Consider the following 26,623-nt stretch of genomic DNA (forward strand, 5'->3'; position numbering starts at 1 on the left):
GATGCGCTGGCCGTCGACAGCCGCGCTGCGCGGCGCCCTCTGGATCACGCTGATTGCGCTGATCGCGACCGGGATCGCCCTGAGCGTGCAATATGTCCAGACGGTACGTCTGCTCGACGCGCGCGCACAGGCGGCGGTCGACGACGAGACGGCAGGGCTTATCGAGCGCTATCAAAGCGAGGGGCCATTTGCCGTGGCACAGGCTGTGTCGCGTGCGGTCGGGCGCCCGCGCGTTACGGACTTCATCTATCTCATGACCGACGGTTCGGGACAGCCGGTCGCGGGAAACCTGGCAAAATGGCCCGGCGAGATCGACCGTACCGGGTATCGTACGTTCGATACGCAGGTGGGGACGACGCGGGGCACGGTGATCGAGCGACAGGTCGCCGCGCGTGCGGTGCTTCTCGGCAACGACTATCGCCTGCTCGTCGGCAGCCTTTCGGACGATCGCCGCCTGCTGCGCGACCGCTATATCTCCGCACTGGCCTGGTCGCTGACGGCGACCGGCGTGATCGGCCTGCTCTTCGGCTTCTGGTATAGCCGGCGCGGGCTCGCCTTTCTCGATGCCGCGAGCACCGCGGGCGATCGTTTTCGGGCCGGGCATCTGGACGAGCGCCTGCCCGTGACGGGGCGCGGTGATGAATATGACCGACTGGCAGCGACGCTGAACCACAGTTTCGCGGAGATCGAACGCCTGGTGGATTCGCTGCGAACCGCGACCGATGCGCTTGCTCACGATCTGAAGACGCCGCTGACGCGGATCCGGTCCCGGCTCGAGCTTGCGGCCCTTGGCGGGGAGCGAAACGATGTGACATCGGATATGCGCGGCGATCTCGATGCGCTGCTCCGGACGATCGACGATACGCTACGACTGGCCCGCGCGGAGACGACGATGGCCAGCGAGTTCGTTCCGGTCGATCTGGCGGCGATCGTGATCGAGGCCGTGGAATTGTTCGAACCCCTGGCAGACGATCATGGTCTGAAGCTTACGATCGAAACCACGCCGGTGACGGTAGGCGGCGTGCGTTCGCTGTTGGGGCAGATCGTCGCCAATCTGCTCGACAATGCGATCAAGTACACGCCGCCCGGCGGCGCGATCCGGGTAACGCTTGCGCGCGGGCTCGATGGGGTCACGCTCGTGGTGGCGGATACGGGACCGGGTATACCCGTCGACCAGCGCGAGCATGCCATGACGCGGTTCGTCCGGCTCGACACCAGCCGTCATTCCGAAGGCAGCGGCCTTGGTCTCAGCATCGCGCGGGTCGCCGCCCGCGTTCATGGCGCTTCGCTGACGCTGAGCGACAATGCGCCAGGGCTTCGTGCGGCGGTACACTTCCCGAAAGCGTAAGCCTCAGTCCGCCGTGACGCGGCCAAACATGACAGATTTATGAACTTATTGCGAGCCAGGACCCAAAACATCCGAGCGATGTTAGGGGTTTAAGGTCGGCGTCGGGTCGTCCTCATGATAGGGGGATGCCACGTGGATCAAACCGCTTTTCTGATTGGCTTCAGCGTGATGTCAGTCGCATCGCTGGCACTATATGCGACGGGCAAGAAGACGCAGCCGTCGGGTCATCATACGCTCCTGCATGCCAGCGTACCGTTCATCGCGGCAACCGCTTATCTCGCAATGGCCTTCGGGATCGGCACGCTGATCAACGGCGACGGCTCGGCGACCTATCTGGCACGCTATGTCGACTGGTCGGTGACGACGCCTATATTGTTGTCCGGGCTGGTGCTGCTGGCGTTTCACGAGGACGCAAAGACGGGTGAAGTCGGCGGATATCTGACATCGGTCATCGTCCTCGATATCCTGATGATCGTCACGGGCCTGATATCGTCGCTGGCCGCCCAGTCGGCGGCGAAATGGATCTGGTACGGATGGTCCTGCGTCGCGTTTCTCGGTGTCCTGTATCTGCTCTGGGGGCCATTGCGGTCACAGGCGCTCAGCCGCGGCGCCGCGTTGGGCACCGCGTACGCCAAGACCCTCATGTTCCTGACCGTCATCTGGTTCCTCTATCCGATCGTCTTCCTGATCGGGCCGGAAGGTCTGAAGCTGATCACCGATCCCGCTTCGGTTTGGGCGTTCCTGATCATGGATGTCGTCGCCAAGGTCGTCTACGCGTTCTACGCGGCGGCCAACCTCGACAAGGCGTTGACGCAGCATGCCAGCGAACGCGGCTACCGGGCATGACACGATACGCCCCGGCCCTAGGCTGGGGCTTCCTTTCAGGGGCGGCCCTGATCGTCTCGTTCTGCGCGCTCACCGTACAGCTTGCGTTCGCGTCTTTCTGTGTCGGCGTTGTCGGCATGGTGCACGGCGCCAGCGATCTCGAAATCGTCGCGTATCGTCGGCGCCCGGCCTTCCTGGCACTGTACGTCTCTGCGCTACTGGTCTGTCTCTGGTGGTGGATCGTCGATCCCGCGATCGCACTCCCCGCATTCCTGCTGGCATCCGCAGTCCATTTCGGCCTCGAGGATGCCCCGGCCAGCCGGTCGTTTGAAAGGATGGCCCGCGGTATAAGCCTCGTGGCCACGCCTGCGGTGCTGCATGTGACAAGCCTCTCCCGCATTCTCGGCTTTGCCGGCGTTCCAGAATCCAGTTTGCCGACTATGGTCGGCAGTTTGGCTGTTGCTGGTGGCATAGCCGCCGGATGCCTCGCGATCATCGGCGTGGCGCGTCACGATCGACGTCTCCTGGCTGGAACGACGGCACTTCTGGTTCTACCCCCGCTCATCGGGTTTTCGGTCGGGTTCCTGGTGCTGCACGCGGTGCCACAGACGGAAGAGCGTCGTGACCGCCTGCAATGCGTCACTATCACCGCGTATCTCCGTGCCATCGCGCCAGTCCTGATTGCGGCCGTGATGCTGGTGGGGATCGTGGGCGGTCTGCTGCTGCGATGGGACCCCTCCGGTGTCCGTTCGCTGTTTGCCGGCATCGCGGCACTGGCGATGCCGCATCTGCTGGTGACGCCGTATTTCGAAGCGGCCGCCCGGCGAGCAGGCATCATGCCCCAGCCTCAAGCATGCCAGAGCTTTCTGTAGGCGGTATCGAATGCCGTCAGGTCGTCAGGATCGCTGATGGTGGTCGTCACCCGCTTTGCGTGGCGGTGCGCCCAGCGTTCGATCGCGACTTGTGCGTCAGGCAGGTTCGCGTGCAGCGCCGCCAGCGTGGCGGTCAGTCGGAGCGATACTTCGATCTCCTGAACGCCTTCGCGCAGGATCGGCCCGAACGCGTCGGTCAGCATATCGTCCATCGTCGGTCTGCCAATGTGAACCGGATGGGGTTTGCCTTCGTCATCGACACTGACTGCGCCTGGTCGGAGCGTCAGGAACACACGGAGCAAGGCGTTGAGGACCTCGATCCCCGTACCCGGATCGTTGGTCGCCGGGGCCAGCGCACGGCTCGCGATCTCGGACAATGCGATCAAGCCCAGTCGCGGGTCCTGATCGAACGAGCGATGTCGCTCGATCGTGAAGGTCTTGCCCAGCGCGATAAGCACGGCGTCGTTCGCCTCCCCCTTGACCTGTAGGAGCGTCCGCGCAGGGTGCATCATCGCGCCGGGAAGGGCGTCGACATAGACCGTCAGGCCGTGGCGCTCGGCAAGGGTGCCGAGCGCGACGACGTCGATATGGGTGATGTAGCCGGTCTGCGGCGCGTTCAGCGCCACGGCGTCGGCCGGGATCGCGACAGGAGCCCGCCCGCCCAGATACGGACGCGCGGCGAAATCCTGCATTGCCTCGGTCGCGGCCTCCTCGACGCGGTCGATCACGTCGGCCATTCGTCCGAAAGCGGTGATATGCCCGATCCAGCGCAACAACGTGCCGACCACCAGGAGGATGATGAACGCCGTCGCTGCGAACAGGATGATCCGGCCGTCATGGCCGTAGGCGCTGGTGTTCAGCCCGACGATACCCACCATCGAGAAGACGAACGCGCCGAGGAAGGTCGAGCGCGCGTTCTGCGAGGTCGGGTCGCTGACCATCAGCTGGGTCGCGCGCGGTGTCGCGAGTTGCGTCGCCGAGGAATACGCGCTGACCATCGCGGTCAGGGAAAAGGTCGTGACCGCCAGCATGCTGGAGGCCATGATCTGCAGGATCGTACCGACCGATTGCTGCCCGATATCGGCATCGAACGTGTAGGGTAGATACGGCGTGACGAGCCCGGCGACGATCGCCAGCGCGACGCTGAGCAGGCTGATGATCGCCGCGCGGAACCAGATCTGCCGGACGATCCGTCTGAGGATCCATGACCATTGCCTCATGCTGCGTCCCTCGAGCGGTTGTCCCCACTCATCATGCCGACAACAGCTTGGCGATCCAGCGGCTGCGATCGAACTGGCCGCAGATCATGACGATCGCCGCGGTCAGCGGCACTGCGATCAGCGCGCCGGCGATACCCCATACCCAGCTCCAGAACGTCATCGCGACGATGATCGCCAGCGGTGACAGCGACAGCTGCTTGCCCTGCAGGATCGGGTAGACGACGTTGCTGATCGTCATCTGCAGAACCACGAACCCTGCGAATACCAGCAGGGGCATCTGCCACCCGCCGAACTGGATGAACGCGAAGAGCACGGGCGGGACGATGCCGACGATGTTGCCGATGACGGGGACGAAGTTGAGCAGGAAGTTGAGGATACCCCACACCAGCACGAGCTCGAGCCCCGTCATCCACGACCATAGGGACGATGCGACGCCGGTCAGGATGCTGGTCGCGAGCGTGGTGCCGAGATAGCGGCGGATCTGGCCGGAAATCTTCTCGCCGACCTCGAGCATGTCGCGTCGGGCGCCACCCTCGAACATCTCGTACAGCTTGCGCCGCAGCCGGGGCACTTCGGGCAGGCCGAGCATCACGACGATGCCGATGAAGCCGACATAGGTGACGAAGGCGTAGACGCCGCTAGCCAGCATCTGGACCAGCATCGTGATCCGCTGCCGGTTGATCGTCCCGGCGATCGGCACGCCGCGCTCCGCCGCCCAGCTGGCGAGGTGGTTGTATCCGCGCTCGAGACCCGTCCATTGCGACGCGACCGCGCCGATCACCTGACCGACCGACAGGTACACTGCCGCGGCGAATGCGCCCAGGATGACGACCAGCGACAGGAGAGTCAGCGTGTAGGCAATCCAGGAGGGCATGAACCGTGCCAGCCAGCGTTTCAGCGGCCAGAGCGCGGCGACGATGATCGCGGCAAAGGCGATCGGCATGATGACCGCAAAGCCGATGCGCAGTGCGGCGATCAGCAGGATCGCGGTGATGATGCCGAGCAGGCGGTTGCGATAGCGGTCCTGCACGGGGATGTCGGTCATTCGGCACGTTCCTTTATGTGTTCGCCGGCATGGCGCATGGCTTCGGCATTGAGCCGCGCACCCAGCAGCAGGGCCCAGGCCGACACCATCAGCCAGAGCATCAGCACCACGACCGCGGACAGCGAGCCATAGGTGTCGTCGAAGCGCGCGAACCGCGCGACATAGGCGCGAAACATCATCGTCGCGGCCAGCCACAAGGCGACGCCGGCGATCGTGCCGGGCAGGGCGCTGCGCCACGGGATCGCCTCCGACGCCGGGGCATAGCGATAGAGCATGATCAGGCCGCCGCCGGCGCCGAGCGTCAACGATCCGAACAGCGTGATCGCCGACGCCAGCCGGGCCCCCGGCAGTCCATCGGGAACATAGCTCTGCAGGAAGGCGAGGACGGACAGTGAGACAAGCGCGGTGAGCACCAGCGCGGCGCAGCCCAGCACGACGAGCGTCGACACCAGGTGGCGACGCAGTCCGCTCCGCTCGCGTTCGATCCGATACGCCAGGTTGATGCCGTGAAGCAGCGACCGTCCCGCACGACGCGCACTGAACAGCGCAATGCCAAGCGACACGATCAGCGTGACGATCCCGCCGCGACCGCTGGCAAGCCCGCGGTTCAGGTTCGCGGCCACCAAATGCTGCGCGCTGACCGGCAGGATGGCGACGATCCTGTCCATATTGTCGGCGACCGCGGCCGGCGGAACCACCATGCCGTAAACGCCTGCAATGACACCGGCGAGCGGGATCATCGCGAGAAAGGCGGCAAACGCAATCGAACTCGCTGCGATGCCGAAATCGTCACGCAGCGCGCTGCGGACGGTTCGGGCCGATAACACAGCCCACGGCCCGACCAGACCAAGCGCTCGGGTAGACATCTTGAACCGCAGCAGGCGAACACCGGCACGAAGAGCTTGGCGACCCTTCAAGTCCGTAGCCATCATGGATCAGTGTTTCCGGTAGATGGGCAAGCCGTGAAGGATCGGCAGGATAAGTCGGTCACGGTCGGCTCCCCGTTGCTCCGGCATAGCGTTCGAGGTGGGGTATGAATCTGCATTGCGTATCCACCTTATCGCAGCTGCCGTCATGTTTAACGTATCGTTCCGGTTGCTGCGTCAGGTCTGCACCACCCTGACGGTCCCATTGGTGGGATCGACCGGATTTATCACAAAAGACCCGGCATCCCGGTTTGCGACAAGCCATGCGACGTGCGCGACAAGCTCCGCCACGATGGTTGATCTTCTTTACCAGACAAGCAGTTAGCCGTCGTGGCGGGTTCAGTCACCCCGGCAACTCGACCAGGTGCCCGGTCTCACCGGCGAGGCCGTTGGCGCGACTGCTTCGCTGACCGTCGGCGATCGCCGATTCAGGCGGGGGCCAGACTTTGGAACGCCGCGACAAGAGCCTGTTCGTTGATCGGTTTGTCGAGAATCATCATCGATGGGCGACGGACGTGGCATGCCTCGCGCGTGCCGGTCACGAAGATCACGGGCAGGGGCCCATGCTCCAGGATGATGGCCTCCACCGCGGCGGGGCCGGTACCCGCTGCGAGATTGACGTCGGACATGATGATCGAGGGAGGCCGCAATCTGGCGGCATCGATTGCCTCATCTTGCGAGGCAGCCTGATCGAAGGATGTGCCGCCAGCCCGTTCGATCAGCTGGATGATGTGATCGGCGATGAGGAAATCATCCTCGATGACGAGCACATGGCACATATGACAGATCCCGATAAGCTGACCTCTCAACCGATGTGGTCACGCAATGGGCCCGGCACCGCATTAATAAAAGTCGGACAAGGTCGAAAGCTTAGATCGGCGCTTCGATTGCGAAGCGAACGCCTTCCGGCAGATATTGGATTTCCGCCTTGCCGCGGATGTGCCGTGACAGGACCCGCTCAATCATTCGCGTGCCGAATCCAATACGTGTCGGCATTGCAACGGTGGGACCATCCTGCTCCGCCCACAAGAAGGTGAGCCGCCGTTCGGTTGCAGTGCCGTTTAGGTCCCAGCATATGGTCACCTGACCCTCCGGTACCGAGAGCGCACCATATTTGATCGCATTCGTCGCCAGCTCGTGCAGTGCCATCGACAAGGCCAGCGTCACTTCCGGAGTCAGCCGTATCGTCGGGCCGACAGCGGAAAACCGTCGACCGTTGCTGTCCATGAACGGCGCCAGCACGCGTTCGACGATCTCACCGATCGCGGCGCCGTCGATCTCGTCCTTGAGCAGCAGTTCGTGCGCAGACGCCAAGCTGGCGATGCGGCCCGACACGGCATCCCGCGCTTCATCAAGAGACGCGGCATCGCGGAGCGTCTGACTTACAACGGCGCTGACCGTCGCTAGCGTGTTCTTCACGCGGTGCGTCAGTTCATGTGCCAGGACCGACCGTTGTTCCTCGGCGAATTTGCGCGCCGAGACATTGCTCGAAAAGCCTGAAACCGCCAACGGTGTGCCATCCGCGCGGCGCTGCAGCGCGCCTTGGGAATGGATCCAGCGCTGCTCACCCTCAGGCGTCAATATGCGGTATTCGACGTTATAGCGCGTGCCCTGCTCGATCACCCTCTTCAGCGAAGATCTGACGAGTTCGCGATCCTCTGGGTGTACGCAAGCCAGCAAGCCTTCCGGCGATAATATCTCTCCGGCCGGCCTTCCAAAATTTGCAAGACAACTTGGCGAATAGCTGAGCCGCCATTCCGGCAGGTCGATCGTCCAAGTGCCCAATCCACCAGCATCGAGCGCAAGTGCCAGGCGCGCCTCTCGCTCGGCCAAAACGACTTCACGCTCCGCAAGCTCGGCGCTCAGCGTGTCGCGATCGCGCTCCAACTGCAAAAGCCCGTGCCGCTCGAGCGTGACATCGAGCTGGGATGCCACGAAATAGCGTAGGCTGCCGGTCGCATCATGCACGGGAGCGACCATGAGGCGGTTCCAGAACGGCGTGCCATCACGACGGTGATTGAGCAGGTCGATATCGATCGGCTCACGGCGCGCGATCGCATCCTTCATGCGGTGGACGTCAGACTGATCGGTCAACGGCCCTTGCATGAAACGGCAGTTCCGGCCAACGACCTCGGCCGCCGAGAACCCCGTCAGAGCCTCGAACGCACGATTGACGTAGACCAGCGGGTTATCCGGTAGCGTCGGATCGCTGACGACCATCGGCGTAATGCAGTGATCGAACGCCGCGACGAAGGGGTCGTGCTCGTTGAGACGCGACGCAAATGCGTCGACGGCTTCCCGTACGACACCCGAGGCGTCATGCGGTCGAACAGGCGAATATGGGAGTGGCTGACGGTCCAAAGCAGGAACGCCCTAGCGGTAAGACGTTGGTGGATCAACATAATCGACGTTTCGTAGAACTTGTGTCATCTGTCGTCCCACCTCGCCAGGCCATACGCGTGCCGTTCGTCAAGCGAAAGTCAGGAACCGGTCGGGGACCACTCTGCGGCAAACGCGGGTGCTGCAATGAAGCTCGCCGGCTGCGGGGATACGGGCGGCGGATCGCAGACGCCCTCTTCGATGTAGCGCATTGCCGACATCAGACCATTTCGGGAGAAGGGCTTGGGTATGACGCCATGCCCGCCGGCAAAGTCGGCCGGGATCTTGAGGGGGTTTGCGGTGACGAAGACGACTATCGCGTCCGCCCATCGCTTCCGGATCAACGCACAGACATCCAGGCCGCTGGTGCCTTTCGCAAGCTGTATGTCGACAAAGGCCAGGTCCGGATGGAGATCGCCTGCCAGGTCTTCAACCTCGTAGAGAGACGCCGCCTCGCCGATGACGCGGTGACCGGCGTCTTCGATCATCGCTTCGATATCCATCGCCAGAAGAGCTTCGTCCTCGACGATCAGCACATTCAAAGGCGGTTGGGCACGTGCACTCATTGATCGTCCACCGGGAATGAGAGCGATACCCGAACACCGGGGGCGGCGTCGGACCAGACGACGTCCGCCCTGACTTGCTTGGCGAGACGGGAGATCAGCATCTTACCAATGCCGTCAGGCTGACCGTCATTGCTGGCCAACCCATGCCCATCATCGGTGATTTCGACCAGGGCCTTATTGCCTTCTAGGGCGGTGCGGACGGAAATCGTACCGGCCCGCCCGCCGGCAAATGCGTGCTTGATGGCGTTGGTCGCGATTTCGTTGAGGATCAGTCCGAGCGATGCCGCCTTGCTGGACGGCACCTCTATCTGCGAAATGTTTGAAACAAGCTTGATGTCGTCGCGTCGACTGGCACCCACGACGTCGCTCATTAGATTTTCGGTGAACGCCCCGACATCGAACCGGGTTACGTCGTCCGACTGATAAAGACGGCGATGCACTGTCGCGAGCGCGTCGACCCGTTCGAGCATGGTTTCGAGTTTCGATGAAATGGTTGGATCCGATATGCTGCGCGCCTGCAAACGCAAAAGCGAACCGATCATCGTCAGGTTGTTCTTTACGCGATGGTCGACTTCGTGAAGCAGCAAAGTTTTCGCATTCAACGCGGCCTCAAGGTCAGATGTGCGTGCCTCGACCTCCTGCTCGACTAATAATTTCTGCTTTGAGATAATCGTCTGCGCCTTGACGCGGTCGGTCACATCAAGCTGGGACGCGAAGAAGAACACAACCTTGCCGGCATCATTGCGTACAGGACTCAGATACAACGCATTCCAGAACGAAGATCCATCCTTTCGATAGTTTAGAAGGTCTACGGCAATGTCGGTCTGGGCCTCGATTGCCTGACGCACCTTGGCAACCTGGTCTCGGTCGGTGTCGGGACCCTGCAGGAAGCGGCAGTTTCGGCCGATGATTTCGCTGCGGTCATAGCCCGACAGCGTTTGAAAGGCTTCGTTGCAGAAGACGATCGGATTATCGGCCTGCGCGGGGTCCGTAATGACCATAGGCATGCGGGTAGCCCGAACAGCCGCGGCAAAAGGGTCCGCGCGTCCGTGCTCGTAATCGAGCGCTTCCGTCAGATGCCAATCGTCCCGCTGCTTCATCACGCCTCCGTGCAGCGTGCCGACCAGCCGAACTCCGTGCCGAGACTAAATCGTCCTGATTGTTTTCTGTTCCGCCGAGCGGTCGAGTTTGTCTCATTAAGGCACGACCCTTGGCGGCATGGCTTGTGCGTGCAGAGCCCCGTTGGGTTCGAACATCGGTGACCCGTCGTGCAAGCTGGACGCTGAACGAATGGCAGAAATGGGAACGTGAAGACGGCTCATGAGACCGCTGGTGGGTTTTGGCTACCCGAACCAGCTAGGATCGCATACCAGCTGTCTGTCGCTCAACCGGCGCGATACGATGCCCGATGGGCGAACGCTGGCTGGTTCACGGCAAAGGTCACCATTTTTTCTGACAGCAGGTCCTCAGGCCTGCGGTGTCCAGCGTCGTGTCGGCTAGCAGACGTTTGAGCCGGCCTTTCTCCTTCTCGAGCGCCCGCATCCCCGTTGCAGCGGATACGTTCAGCCGCCGAACTTAGCCTGCCACGCGTGATAGGGCGCACCGGACATCCCGTTCCGGCGACACGGATCCGTCACCACCGCACGCGCCTCGGCCGCCTTTACGATGCCGATCTGCTCGACCGAAAACTGCTTGCGCTTCAGCTGTTCGCCCCTTTCCGGGGTCCGACCCTAGCTCCAAACGGAGGAAAAACGGGGGTCACGTCAGCGTGGTTAACTCCGTAATAATACGCTGGACGTGACGTCTCATTCCCGTAAACCTGCCAAAAAATGGGTCACAATCAACGACCTGTAAGGTAGAGGAACTCGGGACACCATGCACCGCCTCTTGGGCATCGTCGACCAACGCCTTGACGTACCGAAACGATCACGGGGACTGCTGGCCGCTTTTGCCATAGGCGGTTGCTGCATTGCACTTTCGACAATCGGCAGCCGGCTGGCCGGTATTGATCTGCCCTTCGCGTTCGCACTTGTCGCCGTCGTTTTCGGCGCCTTTTGGTACGGCGCGCTGAACGCGAGCGTCGTAGCTTTGACGACCATCCCCGCTGCTGTGGTGCTGAATGCCGATCATCCCTACGTGACGCCGACCAACACTGTCGTCGTTGCACTATTTTCCATCGTGCTGATCCTGTTCGGTGGTCACATGACCACGCTACGAAGGTGCGCCGACGCCGAAGCACGACGCTGCGGTCGGCGAGAAGTCTTTCTCCAGTCTATGTTCAGTGCGACGCCGGCCGCGATGTTGATTGCGGATTCAGAAGGCGAGGTCGTCGCGATCAATGCCAGTGCACGCTCGATACTCGGTATCGACGTGGACGATGGTACATACCTTCGTCTTGCTGATGTTCTTCCGGGCCCACAAACCGACATTGCCGGATCCCGCCTCATCGATCGGGCCGATGGTCGGCGTCTGACGCTTTCTGTTTCAAGCGTAAAATTGTTCTTGGATACGTCGGAGCTGCAGACAATCTACATTCATGACGAGACGGAGGCTATCGCAGCAGCCGATCAGCTTGCGCAACTCCAGGCCGAGCTGCTGCAGTTAGGGCGGGCTACCGCTTTGGGTCAGCTTGGTTCGGCGATCGCACACGAGGTGAACCAGCCGCTTGCCGCTGCCGCCAACTATGCGAAAGTTGCCCAGGTCGCGCTTGCGCGTGGCTGTCTGGAAGCAGAAGTCCGCGAGCCGCTCGAGGCCGCTTTACGCCACATCTTCGGCGCTGCTGCCGTTCTTCGACGGCTCCGCGACTTCATTCGACGTAGTCCGCTTCAGCCACAATGGGTCGACGCGCATCAATTAATCATGGAGAGCACACGGATTGGAGCGATGGCAGTCCGCCGGGCGGACGCCGAGTTGAGCCTTTTTGTTGCGGACGATCTGGGCGAAGTCTTGATTGACGCGACGCAGATTCAGCAGGTCGTCCTCAACCTCCTCTCGAATGCGGCGGAGGCGGTCACCGGTTCGCCGATCCGACGCGTCGAGTTGCGAGCGACCGCCGATGTACCGGACCAATGCACGATTACGGTAATCGACACCGGTCCGGGAATCGCCCCTGGATTCGAAGATGACGTTTTCGTGCCGTTCCGTACGACGAAAGTCGACGGCTTGGGCGTTGGATTGTCCATATCACGGACAATCGTGACAGCCCACCACGGGACGATCGCCGGCGAAACGAACGCGGAAGGGGGGGCGACTTTTTGGTTTACACTACCGCGGCGCGCGGCGCCTGAAAGGATGGCTAATGCAGCGTGAGCGCATCGTCTACATCATCGACGACGAGCCCGAAATGTGCCGATCGATCGAACTGCTTCTCGCGATCGAACGATTCCAAACTCGCTCTTTCCCCAGTGCCGAGGCGTTTGTCGAGCAGGTGTCCCACCTTCCGGTCGGTATCATCCTCAGCGACATCGCGATGAAGGACATGAGCGGTCTAGATCTGTTGAAGGCGTTGCCGTCTCTCGATCGCACCGACCCCGTAATCCTCATCACAGGCCATGGCGACATCGCCCTCGCAGTGACGGCCATCAAGTCCGGTGCCGCGGATTTCATCGAGAAGCCGTTCGAAGCGGTCAGGCTGTTGCAGTCAGTCAAGGCGGTACACGATGTCGTAACGCGCTTGTCTGTCCGCGCCCAGTGCATGGCATCGCTCTCTCGGCGCGAGCGCCAGGTGCTCAAGCACATCGTCCGTGGCCTGACCGCCAAGCAGACCGCCATCGAACTCGAAATCAGTCCACGGACTGTCGAGACCTATCGCCAGCACTTAATGGAGAAGACAGGTGCGACCAGCCTGTCACAGCTCGTGCGGTTCGGCATGGAGGCGCACGTCGATTAGCGTCAGTCGTAGGACACCTCGCTATCCTGCAACTCGATGGAGAGGTGATAATTGAGGCCTGTTGGGGGCAATTTATACTCTGCGGTGCAGCGTCGATTAACAGATCCAAGGTCGCGCAGGATGCGACTACCGAAGCCTTTCGGACCCGTCGCATGCACGGGTGCACCCCCGGTCTCACGCCAGGATAATTGCAGGGTACACCGACCTGGATCGGGGTTCGCGACAACGCACCATCGCAGATTAACCTCCCCACGGTGTCCACGTAACGAGCCGTGCCGGATCGCGTTGGTGCCAAGCTCGTGGAGTATGATCGCTATCAGGTGAGCCCAGTGCGAAGGAATCGATACGGGCGAACCAGAATAATGAATTCGGGGCTGCTGCGGATCGTCGAACCGCTTCATGACCTGCCGTACGATCATATCCATCGTACAGCGATCGCCGTCAATTTCGCATCCAACCCGAGCTACCGCGTCCAGGCTGCGCAACCGATCCAGGAATCGGTCAACCACGGGATCCTCGGCGGCCTTCCCAAGTGACTGGTGCGCGATCGCCAGTGCTAACGCGACGATATTGCGAGCGCGATGCTCGCCTTCGCGGCGGGTAACCTCGTGTATCATGTCGAATGCGGCCTCGTTCGGTGCCGGCTCGAAACACAGCCTCAAGGATTCGCCGGAAAAACCGAAGGCGGGAATCCCGGCTGCGGCGCTGTGTGCCATGCTTGACCCCGACGTACGCCAGATAACCTTGTCCGCCCCATCGAGCAGTCGAGCGGGGATCGGGATATCCGACAAGACAATTCCGACCCAGGGTTCGCCAGGTGGCGTAGAGCCGGATCGATCAGCATGCCGCGCGTTCACCTACCCATCCCCTCATTGGCCGGCGGTGCTCGAAGATAGGGCGTTGCCGAACAGGTGATCAAACGTAGCCGGGATCCGGTGAACCGCGAAATTCCGAAAAACTACGAATGTAGGACGTGCGAGCATCCGTAATGACACGGATATTCATCGATAAGACGGGAGAGTAGCTCAAATCGCAACAGGGGGAGAGCGATGCGAACCAGACATCTCGTTGCGGCGACATCTATACTAGGATTGTCAGCTCTTCCCGTTTCGGCAACCGCATCGGAGCTGGTCTACACACCGATCAATCCATCATTTGGCGGAAATCCTTTTAATTCGGCGCATTTGCTTGGTGTCGCCACTGCACAGAGCAAGTATAAGGATCCTACGGCGCTGAACTCGAGCGATCCCGCATCGCAGTTCCTGCGAACGCTGCAGAGCAGACTGCTTTCATCGTTGGCCACCCAGATTACCGATGTGATCTTCGGCGATAATGCACAGCAGAGCGGACTTATCCGTTTCGGCGATCAAGAGATCTCGTTCGTTCGTGGCATCGATTCGGTGACGCTGACGATTACCAACAACGCGGACGGCAGCGTGACCGTCATCGTCGTCCCGCTCCTCGATAGTGGCACCCCTGGGCTCGGAGGCTGAGATGAAGCACTGGCCCGCTATCGCCATTGGCGTTCTCCTCTCGGGGTGCGCGGTACACAACCAGTCGGTTTGGGAGCCTGCCCAATCGACCCGACCTACGCCGGCAACGGTCAAACTGCAGGCGCTGCCCCCGGCGGGAGAGCGTGTAGCGATCGCGGTCTACAACTTCGCCGACCAGACTGGGCAGTTCAAGCCGAGCGACAGCGTCCAAACGCTCTCGCGTGCCGTGACCCAAGGTGCCACGTCGATATTGGTCAAGGCGTTGCAAGAGGCCGGCAACCAACGGTGGTTCACGGTCATCGAACGCGAACGGCTCGACAACCTGCTTCGCGAGCGTGCGGTGATCCGCGAGATGCGCTCGGCTTATCTCGGTGAGCGTACGCTCAATCGCCAGGCGCTGCCACCTTTGCTCTTCGCAGGCGTGCTACTCGAGGGAGGCATAATCGGCTACGACAGCAACACCAAGACCGGTGGTGCCGGCGCGCGCTTCCTCGGCATTGGCGGCAGTACTCAGTATCGCGAGGACACTGTCACCGTTTATCTTCGCGCCGTCAGCGTGAAGACCGGCGAGGTGCTGTCGACTATCAGCGTCCGCAAGTCGATCGCGTCGGTTGGCATCAACGCAAACGCGTTTCGGTTCGTGGCCTTCAAGGATCTTCTCGAGCTCGAGACGGGCATAACCTACAATGAGCCCGATGTGCTTGCGTTGCAGCAGGCAATCGAGGCTGCCGTGTACGGTCTGATCGTCGAGGGTTCGGTCGAAGGGCTGTGGTGCTTCGACATCGACGCCCCAACCGCAGAGGGCGTCGTGCGCAGCTACTATGCGCGCCGTGACGACGTCGATGCGAAGCGCGTGCAACTGGCGCTTCGGCCCGACGGAAAGCATCATGTCGGTACGTGTGAGGCACCGAAGTCGATCGCGCGGTTGGCTCCCAAGTCCGTCGTGCCGGCGCCGGCGGTCGCCAGGCCGACTCCGACGAGCAGCGGCCCCATCGTTGTAGCACCCGCAGCCGTGCAGGACACCGAGGTGCTTCTCAGGAAGCCCAGACCGGGGTGATAAGATCGGCCGCGTGGGCGGCAAAAGAGATCGGATCCACCGGCGGTCAATTTTCCGATCGCACGCCGATGGACCCGGGTGAACAGGCCGCGGGACCTGTTCGGACCACGGCATGCTGCGACGTCATGATCATCCATACGGGCAGACCTTGCAAGTGGTTCCTTTTTCCCGCCGACCGAGCACTCGCCAACTGCTCGGCCGCGACCTTGGGCCGTCGCCCTTCCGGGCGACGAACGTCAACAGGGCGGCAATCCTGCCGTTCGGGAACGAAGGGAAGAAGCGATGAAGAACGTACTCCTTGGCGCCGCATCCGTACTGGCGCTGTCGATCGCCGCACCGGCGCTGGCCCAGTCGACCAGCACCGTGACGCAGTCCAACGTCGGCAATCTCGCGACTGTCGATCAGGTGGGCTCGCTCACAGGCGCGCTGTCCACCGTCACGCAGAGCGGTGCGAGCAACTCCGCCGACGTCATGCAGCAGGACGATGACTCGGGCGCCAATCCCGTCAACGTCTCCGACGTGATCCAGTCGGGTAGCAGCAATGCTGCTACAGTCCTGCAAAATGCCAGCACGCAAGCGTTCCAGAACAACTCGGCCATCGACCAGTCGGGCAGCGGCAACATCGCCGACGTCACGCAGCTCGATGACGGTCAGTCATCCTCTGTCGTCCAGTCGAGCGACAATAACTCGGCGCTGGTGCAGCAAGGCGACGCCGTTGCGGCGCTCAGCGATACCAGCTGGGGTAACGACAGCACGATCAACCAGGCTGGCGGCGGTGGTCACATTGCCGACGTTTCACAGACCGCACTCTTCAACAGCAGCACGATCGACCAGACCGGCGACGCTGACGGAGCTTCCGTCGCCCAGAGCGGGCAGAGCAACGCTTCGGCGATCCAGCAGACCGGTACGAACGATCAGGCCTTCGTGACGCAGAACGGCAACGCAAACGGCTCGGCTATCGTGCAGGACGGTGAGAACGTGCTTGCTACCGTCATCCAGTCGGGCAACGCGAACGACAGCAGCGTCGACCAGACTTCGCCAGGTGGCGTCCGGCCAATCAACTCGTCGGTCTTCGTCAACCAGTCGGGCGACGTCAATACGTCCGACGTCCTGCAACGCGCCAACCAGGGATATGCCGAGGTCCTGCAGGCCGGAACGAACAGCGACGCGACGATCCTGAATTACGGCAATCGGTCGGTCGCCTACGTGCATCAGCTCTCGGGTGACGACAATTCGGCGTCGATCACGCAGCGGGCCGAGGACAGCGACGCCTTCATCCAGCAGACGGGCAGCCGCAACATGGCGAGCATCGACCAGCAGGAGGACACCCCGCCGACCGAGAATTTCTCGGCGCAGATTGTCCAGACGGGTAACGATAACATGTCGTCGGTCGTACAGGACGGCAACGATAGCCTCGCGCAGAACCTGCAGACTGGCGACTTCAACAGTTCGACCATCTCGCAGACGGGGTCGATGCACTATGCCGGGGTTGGTCAGTACGGGGACAACAACACATCGTTCCTGACTCAGTCGGGATCGTCGAACATCGCGTTGGTGCAGCAGTTCACCAACGGCAACCTGTCGACCGTGACCCAGTCGGGGTCGGGTAACGCTGCGACCGTGAGCCAGTAGGTTCGCGAAGCCCGCCCCGGCGCCTTGACCGCCGGGGCGGGTCCTTTTCTCACAAGGAGGCAGGATCATGCGCATCTCCAGAACGATCGGTGCTCTCTGCATGGCTATCGGCGCTCCCGCCTCCGGCCAGCTTGCTACGCGACCCCAGGCCGTCATCGATCAGATCGACCCCACCGCGACGGAAGCTTCGGACGCGACGGTCGTACAGGAGGGGGACGGCAATTCGATACACCTGATCCAGTCATCAGCGACCAACCGCGCTACCCTTTCCCAATCGGGCACCGCCAATTCGGTCGACGTTGGGCAAGCGAGCGTCCCCGGCGGCGGGAACCTGCTGGACGCGGCACAGACCGGCGATCGCAACTTCGTGGTCGCATCGCAAAGCGCGACCGCAGGCGAGCTGAATATGCTCATGATCCAGCAGTCGGGGACTGACAATATCGCAGACCTTCTGCAGGACGGCAGCGGTAACTTCATCGCTCTGGATCAGCTTGGCAGCTATAATAGCGCCGCCGTCTCCCAGACGGGAAACGCGCTTGCCATTTTTGTGTCGCAGTACGGCAACGCGGCGGTTTCCGTCGCGCAGACACGATGATCTGTAAGCCCTTCCTTAGGCGGATGGCGGCGGTGATCGTGATCGCTATCCTACCGTCTGCCTGCGCCGTTGAGCGCGTGAAAACGGAAGTTCGGCCAAACGGCCTCGATGCCGCCTCGATTTCTCCCATGAGTCAGATCGCAACACGCACATCCAAACCCACGGCTGATCAGGTAGGGCGGACGGCTCCTCACGAACGGATGGATCAGGTTGCAGCGGACCGCCGGGTCGACGGGAACGCGTCGCCGGAGAACGACCTCGTCCGCGACGGTGCATCCGAGCGACCAGACATGGCGCTCTATCGCGAGGTGGCCCTGGCTTGGCAGGCGATCCGCGCCCGCGGCCAGCAGCCGTCCCCTGAACTGTTAGCCCAATCGGTCGGCCCGGATACTCTCGCCACCTTCCTATCGACGTTCAGGAACGCGGATCGGATGTTCCGGCCGGATATCGACACATGGCCCGTTGCGCCGATCACCGCACCGGCGCCGCCGTCGACGGGTTATGATCGCAAGTGATCCATCGCCTACTCCAGATCGCCACGATTGCCGGAATGACGACGATGACGAACGACGCTCCTCATTCGGTCACTATGACGACAGCCCGGTCCGACGGCCGAGTTGTCATCACCGTAACAGGGCAGAGCACCGTACCAAAGACGGTGCACTATCACCTGACCGTTACTGGCGCGTCGGCAACACACCACCGGGGGCGCACGCGCGTGCACGGTGATCGTCGCGTTCTTTCACAAGTTAGCGTCATGGCCACGACAGCTGGCTGCGCGATCCTGACGGTCGTCGAAGGCGATCACGACCGCTATGAGGATCGACTATGTTTTTGACGCCGGAGAAGTCCATCTTCGTCATTCCGTGGTCTGTCCGGTAGAATATACGGATGAGCGTCGCCTCCGCGAACTCATCGCGCCAAGTAGCCGGATGGATTTGTACGACCGGCTACCTGGGATCGGCCCACCCCCGATAACAAGAGCTCGGAGGTTGTGGACCACGCCGGATCAGGGCGTGGCGGTGTCGCGGACCTGATCGTTGCAGGCTGTATCGATGGCCTGATCCAGGAACGCCGCGGCGTTCGCGATCGCCTCACGACCTTCAGTCAGTTCGGCATGGAACATATGCCAGACGTGGAACATGCCCGGCCATACTTCCAAGGAGACGCGTACGCGGTTCTCGCCCAGATGTGCGGCGAGACGAATGGCGTCGCTCAGCATCAGTTCACCTTCGCCGATCTGTACCATGATTGGCGGCAGCCCACGGACATCGGCGAAGACCGGCGATGCCTCGGGGCTGTTCGGCAACGCACCGCCCAGAAAGGTTTTGGCCATCAGGTCGAGGCCGGCCTTGGTGTTCAGCCTATCCAGGCCTTCGCGGTTGAACATCGATGCGCCGGTGTGCTCGAGGTTCGCCCAGGGCGAGAGCGCGGCGCCACCAGCCGGCAGCGGTACGCCGGCATTGCGCGCCATGACCATCACCGAGACGACCATCGCACCGCCCGCGGAGTCGCCGGCGAACGTCACCGACTTCGGATTCTGCCCTTGGTCGATCAGCCAGCGATAGGCGGCGAACGTATCCTCGATCGGAACGGGGAATGCGTGCTCCGGCGCCAGCCGGTAGTCCGGCAGGTAGACGCGCGCCTTCATCGCCTTTGCGAACGCAGCCGCCAACCCGTGATAGCCACCCGGCCCACCGACGATGTACGCCCCGCCGTGGATGTAGAAGAGTACACGGTCGCCCTCGACCTCTTCCGGGGTGACGAGCGTCGCGGGGACGCCGCCCATGTCGACCTGCTCGATGCGGACATCTGCAGGCGTCGGATGCTCGGCCATTTTGCGAACGTAGGATTGGCGGATCTCGTCGATCGTCACGTCCGTGGTCTCGCCGAGGATGACGGGGCCGAGGTCCTGCAGGCTCCCAGCCCATTGGTCGAGGCGATGTGTCACGATGTCGTTGAAGGGCATTTCATTTACTCCTGATGCCGATAATCTGTTTAGGACTTCCATATAGTTCATCGATTGGCGAACGGGCGTCGACACTGCGAAGGAGCGGGAGCGCCGTATGGCACCGGGCAATATCAACGACATCGTCGCCTTCGTGGCAGCAGCCGAAGCCGGGAGCTTCGTAGGCGCCGCGCGCGCGCGCGCGATGACGCGGTCGGGCATCGCCAAGAGCGTCGCCCGCCTGGAGGATCGGCTGGGCGTTCGGCTGTTCCACCGGACCACACGCAGCCTCGGGCTGACCGATGACGGCCGCGTTTTCCTGGATCGCTGCACGCAGATCCTGGCCGACCTGGAAGAAGCGGAATTGTCGATGTCCGATGGCGGTGGAGAGCCGCAGGGACTGTTCCGAATGACCGCGCCGATGACGTTTGGACGCCTTCTGGTCCTGCCGTTACTCAATGATTTCCTTGCGTCGTGGCCCAGGCTGAAGGCGGATGTGAGCTTCACGGACCGGGTCAGCGACATCATCGAAGACGGTCTCGATCTGGCAATCCGCATTGGCGAGACCCGCGAAAACAGCAGCCTCATCACCAGAACGCTGACCCATCAGCATGACCTGGTAGTCGCGAGTCCGGCCTATCTGTCGGTCGCTCCGGCACCGCAACATCCCGACGATCTGCTGGGGCACACTTGCCTGAATTACGTCAGCGCCGGCCAGACGCGTGGCTGGCGTTTCGCCATCGAGGGTAAAACCGTCGTCGTTAAACCGCGAGCACGCCTCTCGCTCGACAGCGGGGAAGCGTTACGCGATGCCGTAGTCTCGGGGGCGGGACTGGCATTCCTGCCCAGCTATGTCGTCGACCGTGATCTGTCCGAAGGTCGTCTCGTCGCAGTGCTGACGACCTATGCCGCGCCCCCCGTGCCGATCAGCATGATCTATCCAAGTCGTCGACACCTCGCTCCGAAAGTCCGCCGCTTCATCGATCTACTGGCGGGTAATATCTGATACTCAGGGCGTCGGTTTCGGGAAAGCTGGCTGCGATGAAACCGTTACCGTGCGAGCCGTTTCCAGCCAAGCCAGATGCCGCTTATCGATGTCACCACACCGGCGATCGAGAACAGCCAGATCAGACCATCCCAGGCCGGGCGGTGCAGCGTCAGGATGTTCAGATCCCATTTGTGGAGGAGGTCGAATACCCAGCGGTACGCTCTTTGTCGTTCATCGACCGTCCGGAGAATTTCCCCGGTAGCAGCATCGATATAGAACCAGGTCTGCGCCGGATCGGCGAAACGGAGCTGCAACACTGGCAGACGCGGTAGCATCCCGACCGCATACCAATATGCATCGGGCGCCGTCAGGCGATCGACCGAGCGTAGCGGCGCGGGGCTCTCCAGATGCCGTGCGGCCCTCACGATGGCAGCCTCGGTGGCTTGAGACGGCGCGAGTGTTGCCGCATTCAACACTATTCGCCGCCCGTCGTGATAGGACAGCAGGATAAGCGGAGTTCTCGCATGGTCGGTCAACTCCGCTACAACCGCACCTGCGCCTGCTATGCGGAGACGGTCGAGTGCCAGGCCCGGCATCGGATCGGATGCCTGATATGTTCGCATCGCCGCCTCGCCCGGCTTCGTCCCGCCAAACAGATGGCCGGGGTCGACCGACAGCCACCCGCTGAAGATCCAGGCGACTAAGAAGGCGCCACCCACTAGTCCCGCGACATGATGCCAGAGCATCCAGCCTTTGTAGGGCGTCATCCGCGCGCCTTTGAAGCGCCGTGCGCCGATGCGGGTCCGCAGGATGCCGATCCACATCCCTGCAACCGCCGCGGCGATGCAGGGGCCGGATACCCACAGCACGACCTGACGCCAGGCCGATTGATCCCGTCGCAGGACCGTCGGATAGAGCCAGTGCGGCACCGAACCGAGCCAGTTCCAGAACCGCTCGCGACGCGTCGTTACTTGAACGACGGCGCCCGTAGTCGAGGACACATAGGCCTCCGTGCCGGACGCGTTGGCAAGCGCAACCTTCCAAAGGGGACGGTGTCGATCGAAGCCGCCAGCGACCGTCCACTGATCGCGGGTCAGCCGTTCGACGTGCTGCGTCGGTGCGTTCCCAAAACGACCGGCGATCCGACCGGCGTAATGAGCATCGACCGGTCGCAGGACGGCGCCGCGACTGGCCGAGACCGTCGTGTGCGTTCCGTTCCATCCGGTCACGCGCCAGACAGGCGTGCCGTCGCGCATTTCGAGCAACAGCGCCTGCGGCAGCCGTCCTCCGTCCAGCGGAGGCGGCACGTCCACTGCTGGCCAGTCGATTGCCTCGCCCCCAGCCAGCGTCTCGGCTGGCGAGAGGGAGGGATAGGGCACGTAGAGCATCACCAGCCCGGACAGAAACCACATGGCGAAGAACAGGCAGCTGGCGATGCCGATCCAGCGATGAACGAGGTACAGCCAGCGCCGGGCAGTCTTGCCAAGCGCCGGCCGTATGAAGGCGTTAAAAGCTGGCACGAAGCGACACGTCGATTGAGCGGGGACGACCAAGGACCCACTGCTGATTGTTGTACGTGCTGATTGCATAATCCCGGTCGAACAGGTTGTAGGCGTGGATATCGACCGCGAGGCGTCGCGACACCGCATAGGAGAGCGTAGCATCGACCGTGGTGTAGCCGGGAACACGGAAGCTATTGGCGTTGTTCGAGTAGCGGCGCCCGACGTAGCGCAGCCCGGCGCGTGCCTGAAACGCACGCGTGGCGTTCCAGCGCAGCCAGAGATTGGCGAGCGTCTCGGGCACGTCCGGCGGGGTATTGCCGTTGAAGCTCAAGCCGCCGGAGACGAAGTCGTCGAACGTCGCGTCGAGCACGCTGCCGTTCGCATCGATCCCGACACCGTAAGGCAGATCGAGCGACACCGCAGCCTCGATACCCCTGGCCGATCGCTGGCCGACCTGCTCGACCGGGCTCGCTGGGGTTAGCTGTGCCAGCAAGCGCTTCTTGACGATGCGATAGGCGGCGAGCGTCGCGGTACCATGCCCGTCGAGGAACGCCGCCTTGGCGCCGGCCTCGACCTGATCGCCCACCGCGTTGCTAAATCGCACCTGCCCGGTCGAATAGGTGGTCAGCGTCCCCAGCGGGTCCACGCCGGTGGCATATTGCGCATAGAGCGACACCGTCGGGATCGGCTGATAGACGCTCCCGACTCGCCAGGTCACGTTATGCAGCCGCTTCTCGAGCGCGAACGTCTCGGTGCTGGCGCCGCCTGGATAGTCGATCGACCAGCGGCGGATCGTGTCACGCTCGTAGCGCACGCCACCGACGATCGAGACATGCGTGCCGAGCTTCAGTCTGTCCTCGGCAAAGACCGCATATTCAGTGGTGCGTGTGCGATAACGTGGTGCGATGCCCTGTGTGTCGACGATCAGACCGGGATCGAACGCCGCGGGATCGACCTCCGAAATCTGGGGATCAGACCCGAAATTGTGTGAATAGGTCAGTTTGATAAGGTTGACGTCGAAGCCCACGATAAGGTCGTTGCCGACGCCATCGGCGACGTCCGTCCTGAGCGTCACGCTGCCCTGATCGCCCCATTGCGTCTGGTCGTGGACGATCCCGGTCATGTCGGTGCGGAGGATGCTGCCGGGAGTGCCGGCGTTGCCGCTGCCGTTGGAACAGACGCCGTCCGCGGCGATCGAGCAATAGCTTTCGAGATTGAGCCAGGACCGTTTGGAGGTGAGGCGATAGGCCTGGTTGCTGACGGTGACCATGTCGTTCGGCGTCCAGTCGACCTGCAGGCTGGTGCGGTTGTCGCGGTAGCGAATATAGCCGTCGCGTGTGTTGTAGTTTCGCTCCCGGATGCTGTCGTCGAGCCGTCCGTCGATCAGCGGCGTACCGAAATAGCGCATCGGCTTCTGGCCGCCGTAATCGTCCCGCGCGGTGACGACGAGCGTGTCGGTCGGTGCCCAGCGCAATGTGCCCGAGACTGCATAGCTGCGCGACTGGCCGCGATCGACATAGCCGTCCGATCGGCGATAGCTGCCATCTATGCGGTACGAGAGGCGCTCGGTGATCGGCCCCCCTGCGCCAGCTGCCACATGGAAGCTGTCCTGCGAGCCATGGCCGATCTCGCCCTCCACGTGCGTCCGCTGCGTATTGGGTTTGCGCATCAGGACATTCACCGCGCCGCCCAGCGCGCCTTGGCCGTAGAGCACCGAGGCCGGGCCACTCAGGATGTCGATCCGTTCGACCATCCACGGATCGGTCGGAAAGGTGATCGTGCCCGCAGCCGGGAACAGCCTGATGCCGTCGATGAGCTGGAGCACGGATCCCTGACCGCTGAAGCCCCGTGCGGCGAGCGCGGTGCCACCGTTGCCGGGGTTGCCGGCGTTGCTGATGCCCGGGGCACGGCTTGTCGCGTCGATCACCGAGAGGTCGCCACGTGCGCGGATCGTGGTGCCATCGATGACCGAGATCGTCGCGGGGGTCTCGAGCGGCGTAAGGCCCAGGCGGCTGCCAGTCGCGTTTGGAGTGGTGAGCGTGTCGCGGGCATGCTGGCCGACAACTAGGATGTCTTCATTGTCGGAGGCAGGCAAAGACTGCGCATTGAGCGGCGCTGCAAAAACAGGCGACAGGAAAGCACCCGCGACCGCGAGGCGAGACAATAGGAACGGCATTACGATAATCCCCGGGGCGTCGAGCGAACCCGGCAGGGACCTTCCGCGAACGGCCGACATCCGCGCCAGCCGGACGCCATCGCGACCGGCACGCATGTCCGTGCGGTCCCCACCGCACACGTCGTCGCTCGACGGAGTACCGTGCCGCGGCCACCCCCTGGGCCAGGCAAGAGCGACCAGACGCCGGCAGGTCTCCTGGCTCACGGGTCATCACACGATGCACGGCCTTCCCAGGCCTTCGTGACTTACGTCCGGCCCAGTGGCTGCCCCTTCCTATGAAGGAAGAAGCGATATGCATCGCGCTCGCCGCTTACAGTTGCAGGGACAGCCTCGGATTCAGGCGGCGAACCACCTTCACCGCGTTCCCTATTAAGTCCCTCTCAGGACACCGACGCGATCATGCCGGCCTGCTTCAAAAGCAGATCAGCGCCGCCGATGTATCCTGACGAATGCCTTCGGGCAATCGCCATAGCCGAACGTCACGGTCTAGCGTCCCTACCGGCTTTCCCCATAGCGAGGGATCGCTCATCCCCTCCATGATCATCATGTGGTGGTCAGATGTGGGGAAAACCGGTCTCCATCTCCACGTTGCGGCGACCAGTGTTTTGCGCCGCCTGCGCCGACCGGCCGGCGCTTGGCGCATATCTGGGGCCGTTCTATGCACCGACGCCAGAAACGGCGCGTGCGCAAGACTTTGGCTGAGGAACGCCGTTTCCCGTCAAAGTGCGTCGTACCGGACGTCGCGAAAGCATGCCTCTCCGCTACCCGCCGAGTGAAGGTCGGGACGCAGCATGGCGGAGTCACTCCGAACATCATGGTGATAGCCCGACACCTCCATGCCTCGATCGACGCGTTGCCAGGTCTTGCCCGCATCGCCGCTGGTAGGGACCGCAACGATGTGGCGTGCGTTCGTGATCCGTGTCGGCATGCGTCATGCGGCGTCCATGCTTACTGGCCGGACGCCCGCGCGCAAAGCCAGGTCCGCGCGGCGCCTCAGCGGGTGGCATGCACGTCGGTATCGGGATCAACTTGGCCTCTCGCGGAGGTTCTGGAAGTAGAGGCGGGGAGGCACTCGTTCTTGGCGCGGTCGGGACCTCGCAGGTGCACTTGGAACGGCTTGAGACGGTCGCGGATGCTCGGCAGGGTCGCAAACCGGTCGATCGAGGGCAGCATGGGGTTCGCAGAAACATGCCCTCAAGACCGAAGCGGTCGAACAGCGCGTCCGACGCTCCCGCCCGCTCGCTTATCATTGGCCCGTCTCCGCGCACCTCACGAAAATTGAATCAGACCATCGAGACTGCTGCAGGGTGAGCTTATCGCCATAATCGACCGGTCGCGGACATTCCGCGTTGCCTGCAATCCTTCTCCAACCGGCCGTTCACGCAATATCAAGCGTCGGTCCTTGCGATCAGGCGGTCAGGCGCTGGGTGACCTTGCCGCGCTGGGACTCGATTTCGGATCGGGCGCGTTCCAGCACTTCGACTTCGGTTGCGGCCAGCATGTCGTCGACTACGCGGCGGAGATGATCGCGCATCGTCTTGCGCGCCTGCGCGGAATCGCGGGCGCGCAGCGCTTCGACGATCAGGCGATGTTCGTCGACGCGCGGGTGGATGCCCTCGCGGCGGGCCTCGGCGAACATATGCACACTCAGGGGTGACTGCTCGCGCAGATTCCAGAGCATCTCGACGACGGTGCTGATGACTGTGTTGCCGGTCGCTTCCGCGATCGAGAGATGGAAGCGACGATCGGCGTCCAGCGCCTCCGGGCTGTCGGGGAGAGCCGATGCCATGTCCTCGAGTGTCCCGTCCAATATCGCCAGCGTTTCATCGTCGATCACCGTCGCAGCGACCGCGGCTGCCTCGCCCTCGAACAATATCCGGGCTTCGATCAGTTCAAATGCGCCGACATCCAGCTCCGCCGGGTTCGCGACGTCGGTCGGCGACGCAATGACATAAAGACCGGAGCCATGGCGAGCCTCGACCAGTCCGCCGATCTCGAGCGCGATCATCGCCTCGCGTACGGTCGGGCGGCTGACCGAAAAGTCCTCGGCCAGTTCACGTTCGCCAGGCAGGCGCGTGCCGACGCGATAGCGGCCTTGGACGATACCTTCGGTGATCGCGGACGCGACCCGCTGGTAAAGCTTTTCAGTGCGCTGTTTCATT

24 protein-coding genes, 1 pseudogene and 1 riboswitch are annotated in these 26,623 nt (G+C 62.6%); of the genes and pseudogenes, 12 read left to right on the top strand and 13 right to left on the bottom strand.

The genetic code is table 11. From position 1 onward, the window contains the following. The first annotated feature begins 1 nt into the window (after position 1). The 3 genes from ASF00_RS05815 to ASF00_RS05825 all read left to right on the top strand — a co-directional run bounded on the left by ASF00_RS05815 (position 2) and on the right by ASF00_RS05825 (position 3,045). Positions 2-1,348, top strand: coding sequence for a sensor histidine kinase (locus tag ASF00_RS05815; protein WP_055875684.1), 1,347 nt, complete (start codon positions 2-4; stop codon positions 1,346-1,348). Between the two features lie 114 nt (positions 1,349-1,462). Continuing rightward, entirely contained in the window at positions 1,463-2,194 is a 732-nt protein-coding gene (locus ASF00_RS05820) for a bacteriorhodopsin (RefSeq protein ID WP_200910484.1), read from the top strand. Beyond that, positions 2,191-3,045, top strand: coding sequence for a Brp/Blh family beta-carotene 15,15'-dioxygenase (locus ASF00_RS05825; protein WP_055875690.1), 855 nt, complete (start codon positions 2,191-2,193; stop codon positions 3,043-3,045). The genes ASF00_RS05820 and ASF00_RS05825 overlap by 4 nt, the downstream gene beginning before the upstream one ends. On the opposite strand, the gene ASF00_RS05830 is transcribed toward ASF00_RS05825, so the two are convergent. From ASF00_RS05830 to ASF00_RS05860, 7 genes are all read right to left on the bottom strand, one after another. After that, entirely contained in the window at positions 3,021-4,265 is a 1,245-nt protein-coding gene (locus ASF00_RS05830; protein WP_055875693.1) for a DUF2254 domain-containing protein, read from the bottom strand. The genes ASF00_RS05825 and ASF00_RS05830 overlap by 25 nt on opposite strands. Before the next feature lie 31 nt (positions 4,266-4,296). Further along, positions 4,297-5,310: an AI-2E family transporter gene (locus ASF00_RS05835; protein WP_055875695.1), complete on the bottom strand. Its 1,014-nt coding sequence runs from the start codon at positions 5,308-5,310 to the stop codon at positions 4,297-4,299. Further along, the gene (locus ASF00_RS05840) at positions 5,307-6,242 is read right to left on the bottom strand and encodes a YihY/virulence factor BrkB family protein (RefSeq protein WP_082463245.1); all 936 of its coding nucleotides are present in this window, start codon (positions 6,240-6,242) and stop codon (positions 5,307-5,309) included. The genes ASF00_RS05835 and ASF00_RS05840 overlap by 4 nt, the downstream gene beginning before the upstream one ends. Positions 6,243-6,664: 422 nt before the next feature. Beyond that, the gene (locus tag ASF00_RS05845) at positions 6,665-7,015 is read right to left on the bottom strand and encodes a response regulator (protein WP_055875701.1); all 351 of its coding nucleotides are present in this window, start codon (positions 7,013-7,015) and stop codon (positions 6,665-6,667) included. A gap of 91 nt (positions 7,016-7,106) precedes the next feature. Continuing rightward, positions 7,107-8,456, bottom strand: a complete 1,350-nt coding sequence (locus ASF00_RS05850; RefSeq protein ID WP_235525639.1) for a PAS domain-containing protein — start codon at positions 8,454-8,456, stop codon at positions 7,107-7,109. A gap of 260 nt (positions 8,457-8,716) precedes the next feature. Beyond that, positions 8,717-9,181, bottom strand: a complete 465-nt coding sequence (locus tag ASF00_RS05855; RefSeq protein ID WP_055875707.1) for a response regulator — start codon at positions 9,179-9,181, stop codon at positions 8,717-8,719. Next, positions 9,178-10,281: a histidine kinase dimerization/phosphoacceptor domain -containing protein gene (locus tag ASF00_RS05860; RefSeq protein ID WP_055875712.1), complete on the bottom strand. Its 1,104-nt coding sequence runs from the start codon at positions 10,279-10,281 to the stop codon at positions 9,178-9,180. Before ASF00_RS05860 ends, ASF00_RS05855 begins: the two co-directional genes overlap by 4 nt. A 775-nt stretch (positions 10,282-11,056) precedes the next feature. On the opposite strand from ASF00_RS05860, the gene ASF00_RS05865 reads away from it, so the two are divergent. Both ASF00_RS05865 and ASF00_RS05870 read left to right on the top strand, forming a co-directional pair. Then, a complete protein-coding gene (locus ASF00_RS05865; protein WP_055875714.1) occupies positions 11,057-12,490 on the top strand; it encodes a sensor histidine kinase in 1,434 nt (477 codons plus the stop codon). Beyond that, complete coding sequence (locus ASF00_RS05870; RefSeq protein ID WP_156348199.1) at positions 12,480-13,070, top strand: response regulator transcription factor; 591 nt, start codon at positions 12,480-12,482, stop codon at positions 13,068-13,070. The genes ASF00_RS05865 and ASF00_RS05870 overlap by 11 nt, the downstream gene beginning before the upstream one ends. Before the next feature lie 2 nt (positions 13,071-13,072). Here ASF00_RS05870 and ASF00_RS17860 read toward each other — a convergent pair whose 3' ends face one another. Continuing rightward, entirely contained in the window at positions 13,073-13,786 is a 714-nt protein-coding gene (locus ASF00_RS17860; RefSeq protein WP_156348200.1) for an HWE histidine kinase domain-containing protein, read from the bottom strand. A gap of 375 nt (positions 13,787-14,161) precedes the next feature. Between ASF00_RS17860 and ASF00_RS05875 the strand changes: the two genes are divergently transcribed. The 6 genes from ASF00_RS05875 (at position 14,162) to ASF00_RS18300 (ending at position 18,685) form a co-directional block, all read left to right on the top strand. Next, on the top strand, positions 14,162-14,563 hold the full coding sequence (locus ASF00_RS05875) for a curli assembly protein CsgF (RefSeq protein ID WP_235525640.1): 402 nt from the start codon (positions 14,162-14,164) through the stop codon (positions 14,561-14,563). Position 14,564: 1 nt separating this feature from the next. After that, entirely contained in the window at positions 14,565-15,620 is a 1,056-nt protein-coding gene (locus ASF00_RS05880) for a CsgG/HfaB family protein (protein WP_055875720.1), read from the top strand. A 282-nt stretch (positions 15,621-15,902) separates the two neighbouring features. Next, complete coding sequence (locus tag ASF00_RS05885; protein ID WP_055875723.1) at positions 15,903-17,252, top strand: hypothetical protein; 1,350 nt, start codon at positions 15,903-15,905, stop codon at positions 17,250-17,252. A 67-nt stretch (positions 17,253-17,319) separates the two neighbouring features. Next, positions 17,320-17,847 carry a hypothetical protein gene (locus ASF00_RS05890; protein WP_055875725.1) on the top strand — a complete coding sequence of 176 codons (528 nt, stop codon included), beginning with the start codon at positions 17,320-17,322 and terminating at the stop codon, positions 17,845-17,847. 23 nt (positions 17,848-17,870) lie between these two features. Continuing rightward, positions 17,871-18,362, top strand: a complete 492-nt coding sequence (locus tag ASF00_RS18295) for a hypothetical protein (protein WP_156348201.1) — start codon at positions 17,871-17,873, stop codon at positions 18,360-18,362. Between the two features lie 35 nt (positions 18,363-18,397). Next, a complete protein-coding gene (locus ASF00_RS18300) occupies positions 18,398-18,685 on the top strand; it encodes a hypothetical protein (protein WP_156348202.1) in 288 nt (95 codons plus the stop codon). Positions 18,686-18,856: 171 nt separating this feature from the next. Here the strand turns inward: ASF00_RS18300 and ASF00_RS05900 are convergent, their stop codons facing one another. Continuing rightward, positions 18,857-19,816 carry an alpha/beta hydrolase gene (locus ASF00_RS05900; protein WP_055875731.1) on the bottom strand — a complete coding sequence of 320 codons (960 nt, stop codon included), beginning with the start codon at positions 19,814-19,816 and terminating at the stop codon, positions 18,857-18,859. A 97-nt stretch (positions 19,817-19,913) separates the two neighbouring features. On the opposite strand from ASF00_RS05900, the gene ASF00_RS05905 reads away from it, so the two are divergent. Further along, positions 19,914-20,801, top strand: a complete 888-nt coding sequence (locus ASF00_RS05905; RefSeq protein WP_055875734.1) for a LysR family transcriptional regulator — start codon at positions 19,914-19,916, stop codon at positions 20,799-20,801. Positions 20,802-20,845: 44 nt separating this feature from the next. Here the strand turns inward: ASF00_RS05905 and ASF00_RS05910 are convergent, their stop codons facing one another. The 4 genes and pseudogenes from ASF00_RS05910 to ASF00_RS05920 all read right to left on the bottom strand — a co-directional run bounded on the left by ASF00_RS05910 (position 20,846) and on the right by ASF00_RS05920 (position 26,622). Further along, entirely contained in the window at positions 20,846-22,303 is a 1,458-nt protein-coding gene (locus ASF00_RS05910) for a hypothetical protein (protein ID WP_235525641.1), read from the bottom strand. After that, on the bottom strand, positions 22,290-24,461 hold the full coding sequence (locus ASF00_RS05915) for a TonB-dependent receptor (RefSeq protein WP_055875737.1): 2,172 nt from the start codon (positions 24,459-24,461) through the stop codon (positions 22,290-22,292). The genes ASF00_RS05910 and ASF00_RS05915 overlap by 14 nt, the downstream gene beginning before the upstream one ends. Before the next feature lie 168 nt (positions 24,462-24,629). After that, positions 24,630-24,869: riboswitch (cobalamin riboswitch) on the bottom strand. 310 nt (positions 24,870-25,179) lie between these two features. Further along, positions 25,180-25,438: pseudogene (locus tag ASF00_RS18940) on the bottom strand (family 43 glycosylhydrolase); the annotation flags it as partial. A 431-nt stretch (positions 25,439-25,869) separates the two neighbouring features. Beyond that, on the bottom strand, positions 25,870-26,622 hold the full coding sequence (locus ASF00_RS05920) for a FadR/GntR family transcriptional regulator (protein WP_055875740.1): 753 nt from the start codon (positions 26,620-26,622) through the stop codon (positions 25,870-25,872). Position 26,623 lies beyond the last annotated feature (1 nt).

The organism is Sphingomonas sp. Leaf34, assembly GCF_001421805.1.
In the GTDB taxonomy this organism is placed as follows: Bacteria; Pseudomonadota; Alphaproteobacteria; order Sphingomonadales; family Sphingomonadaceae; genus Sphingomonas.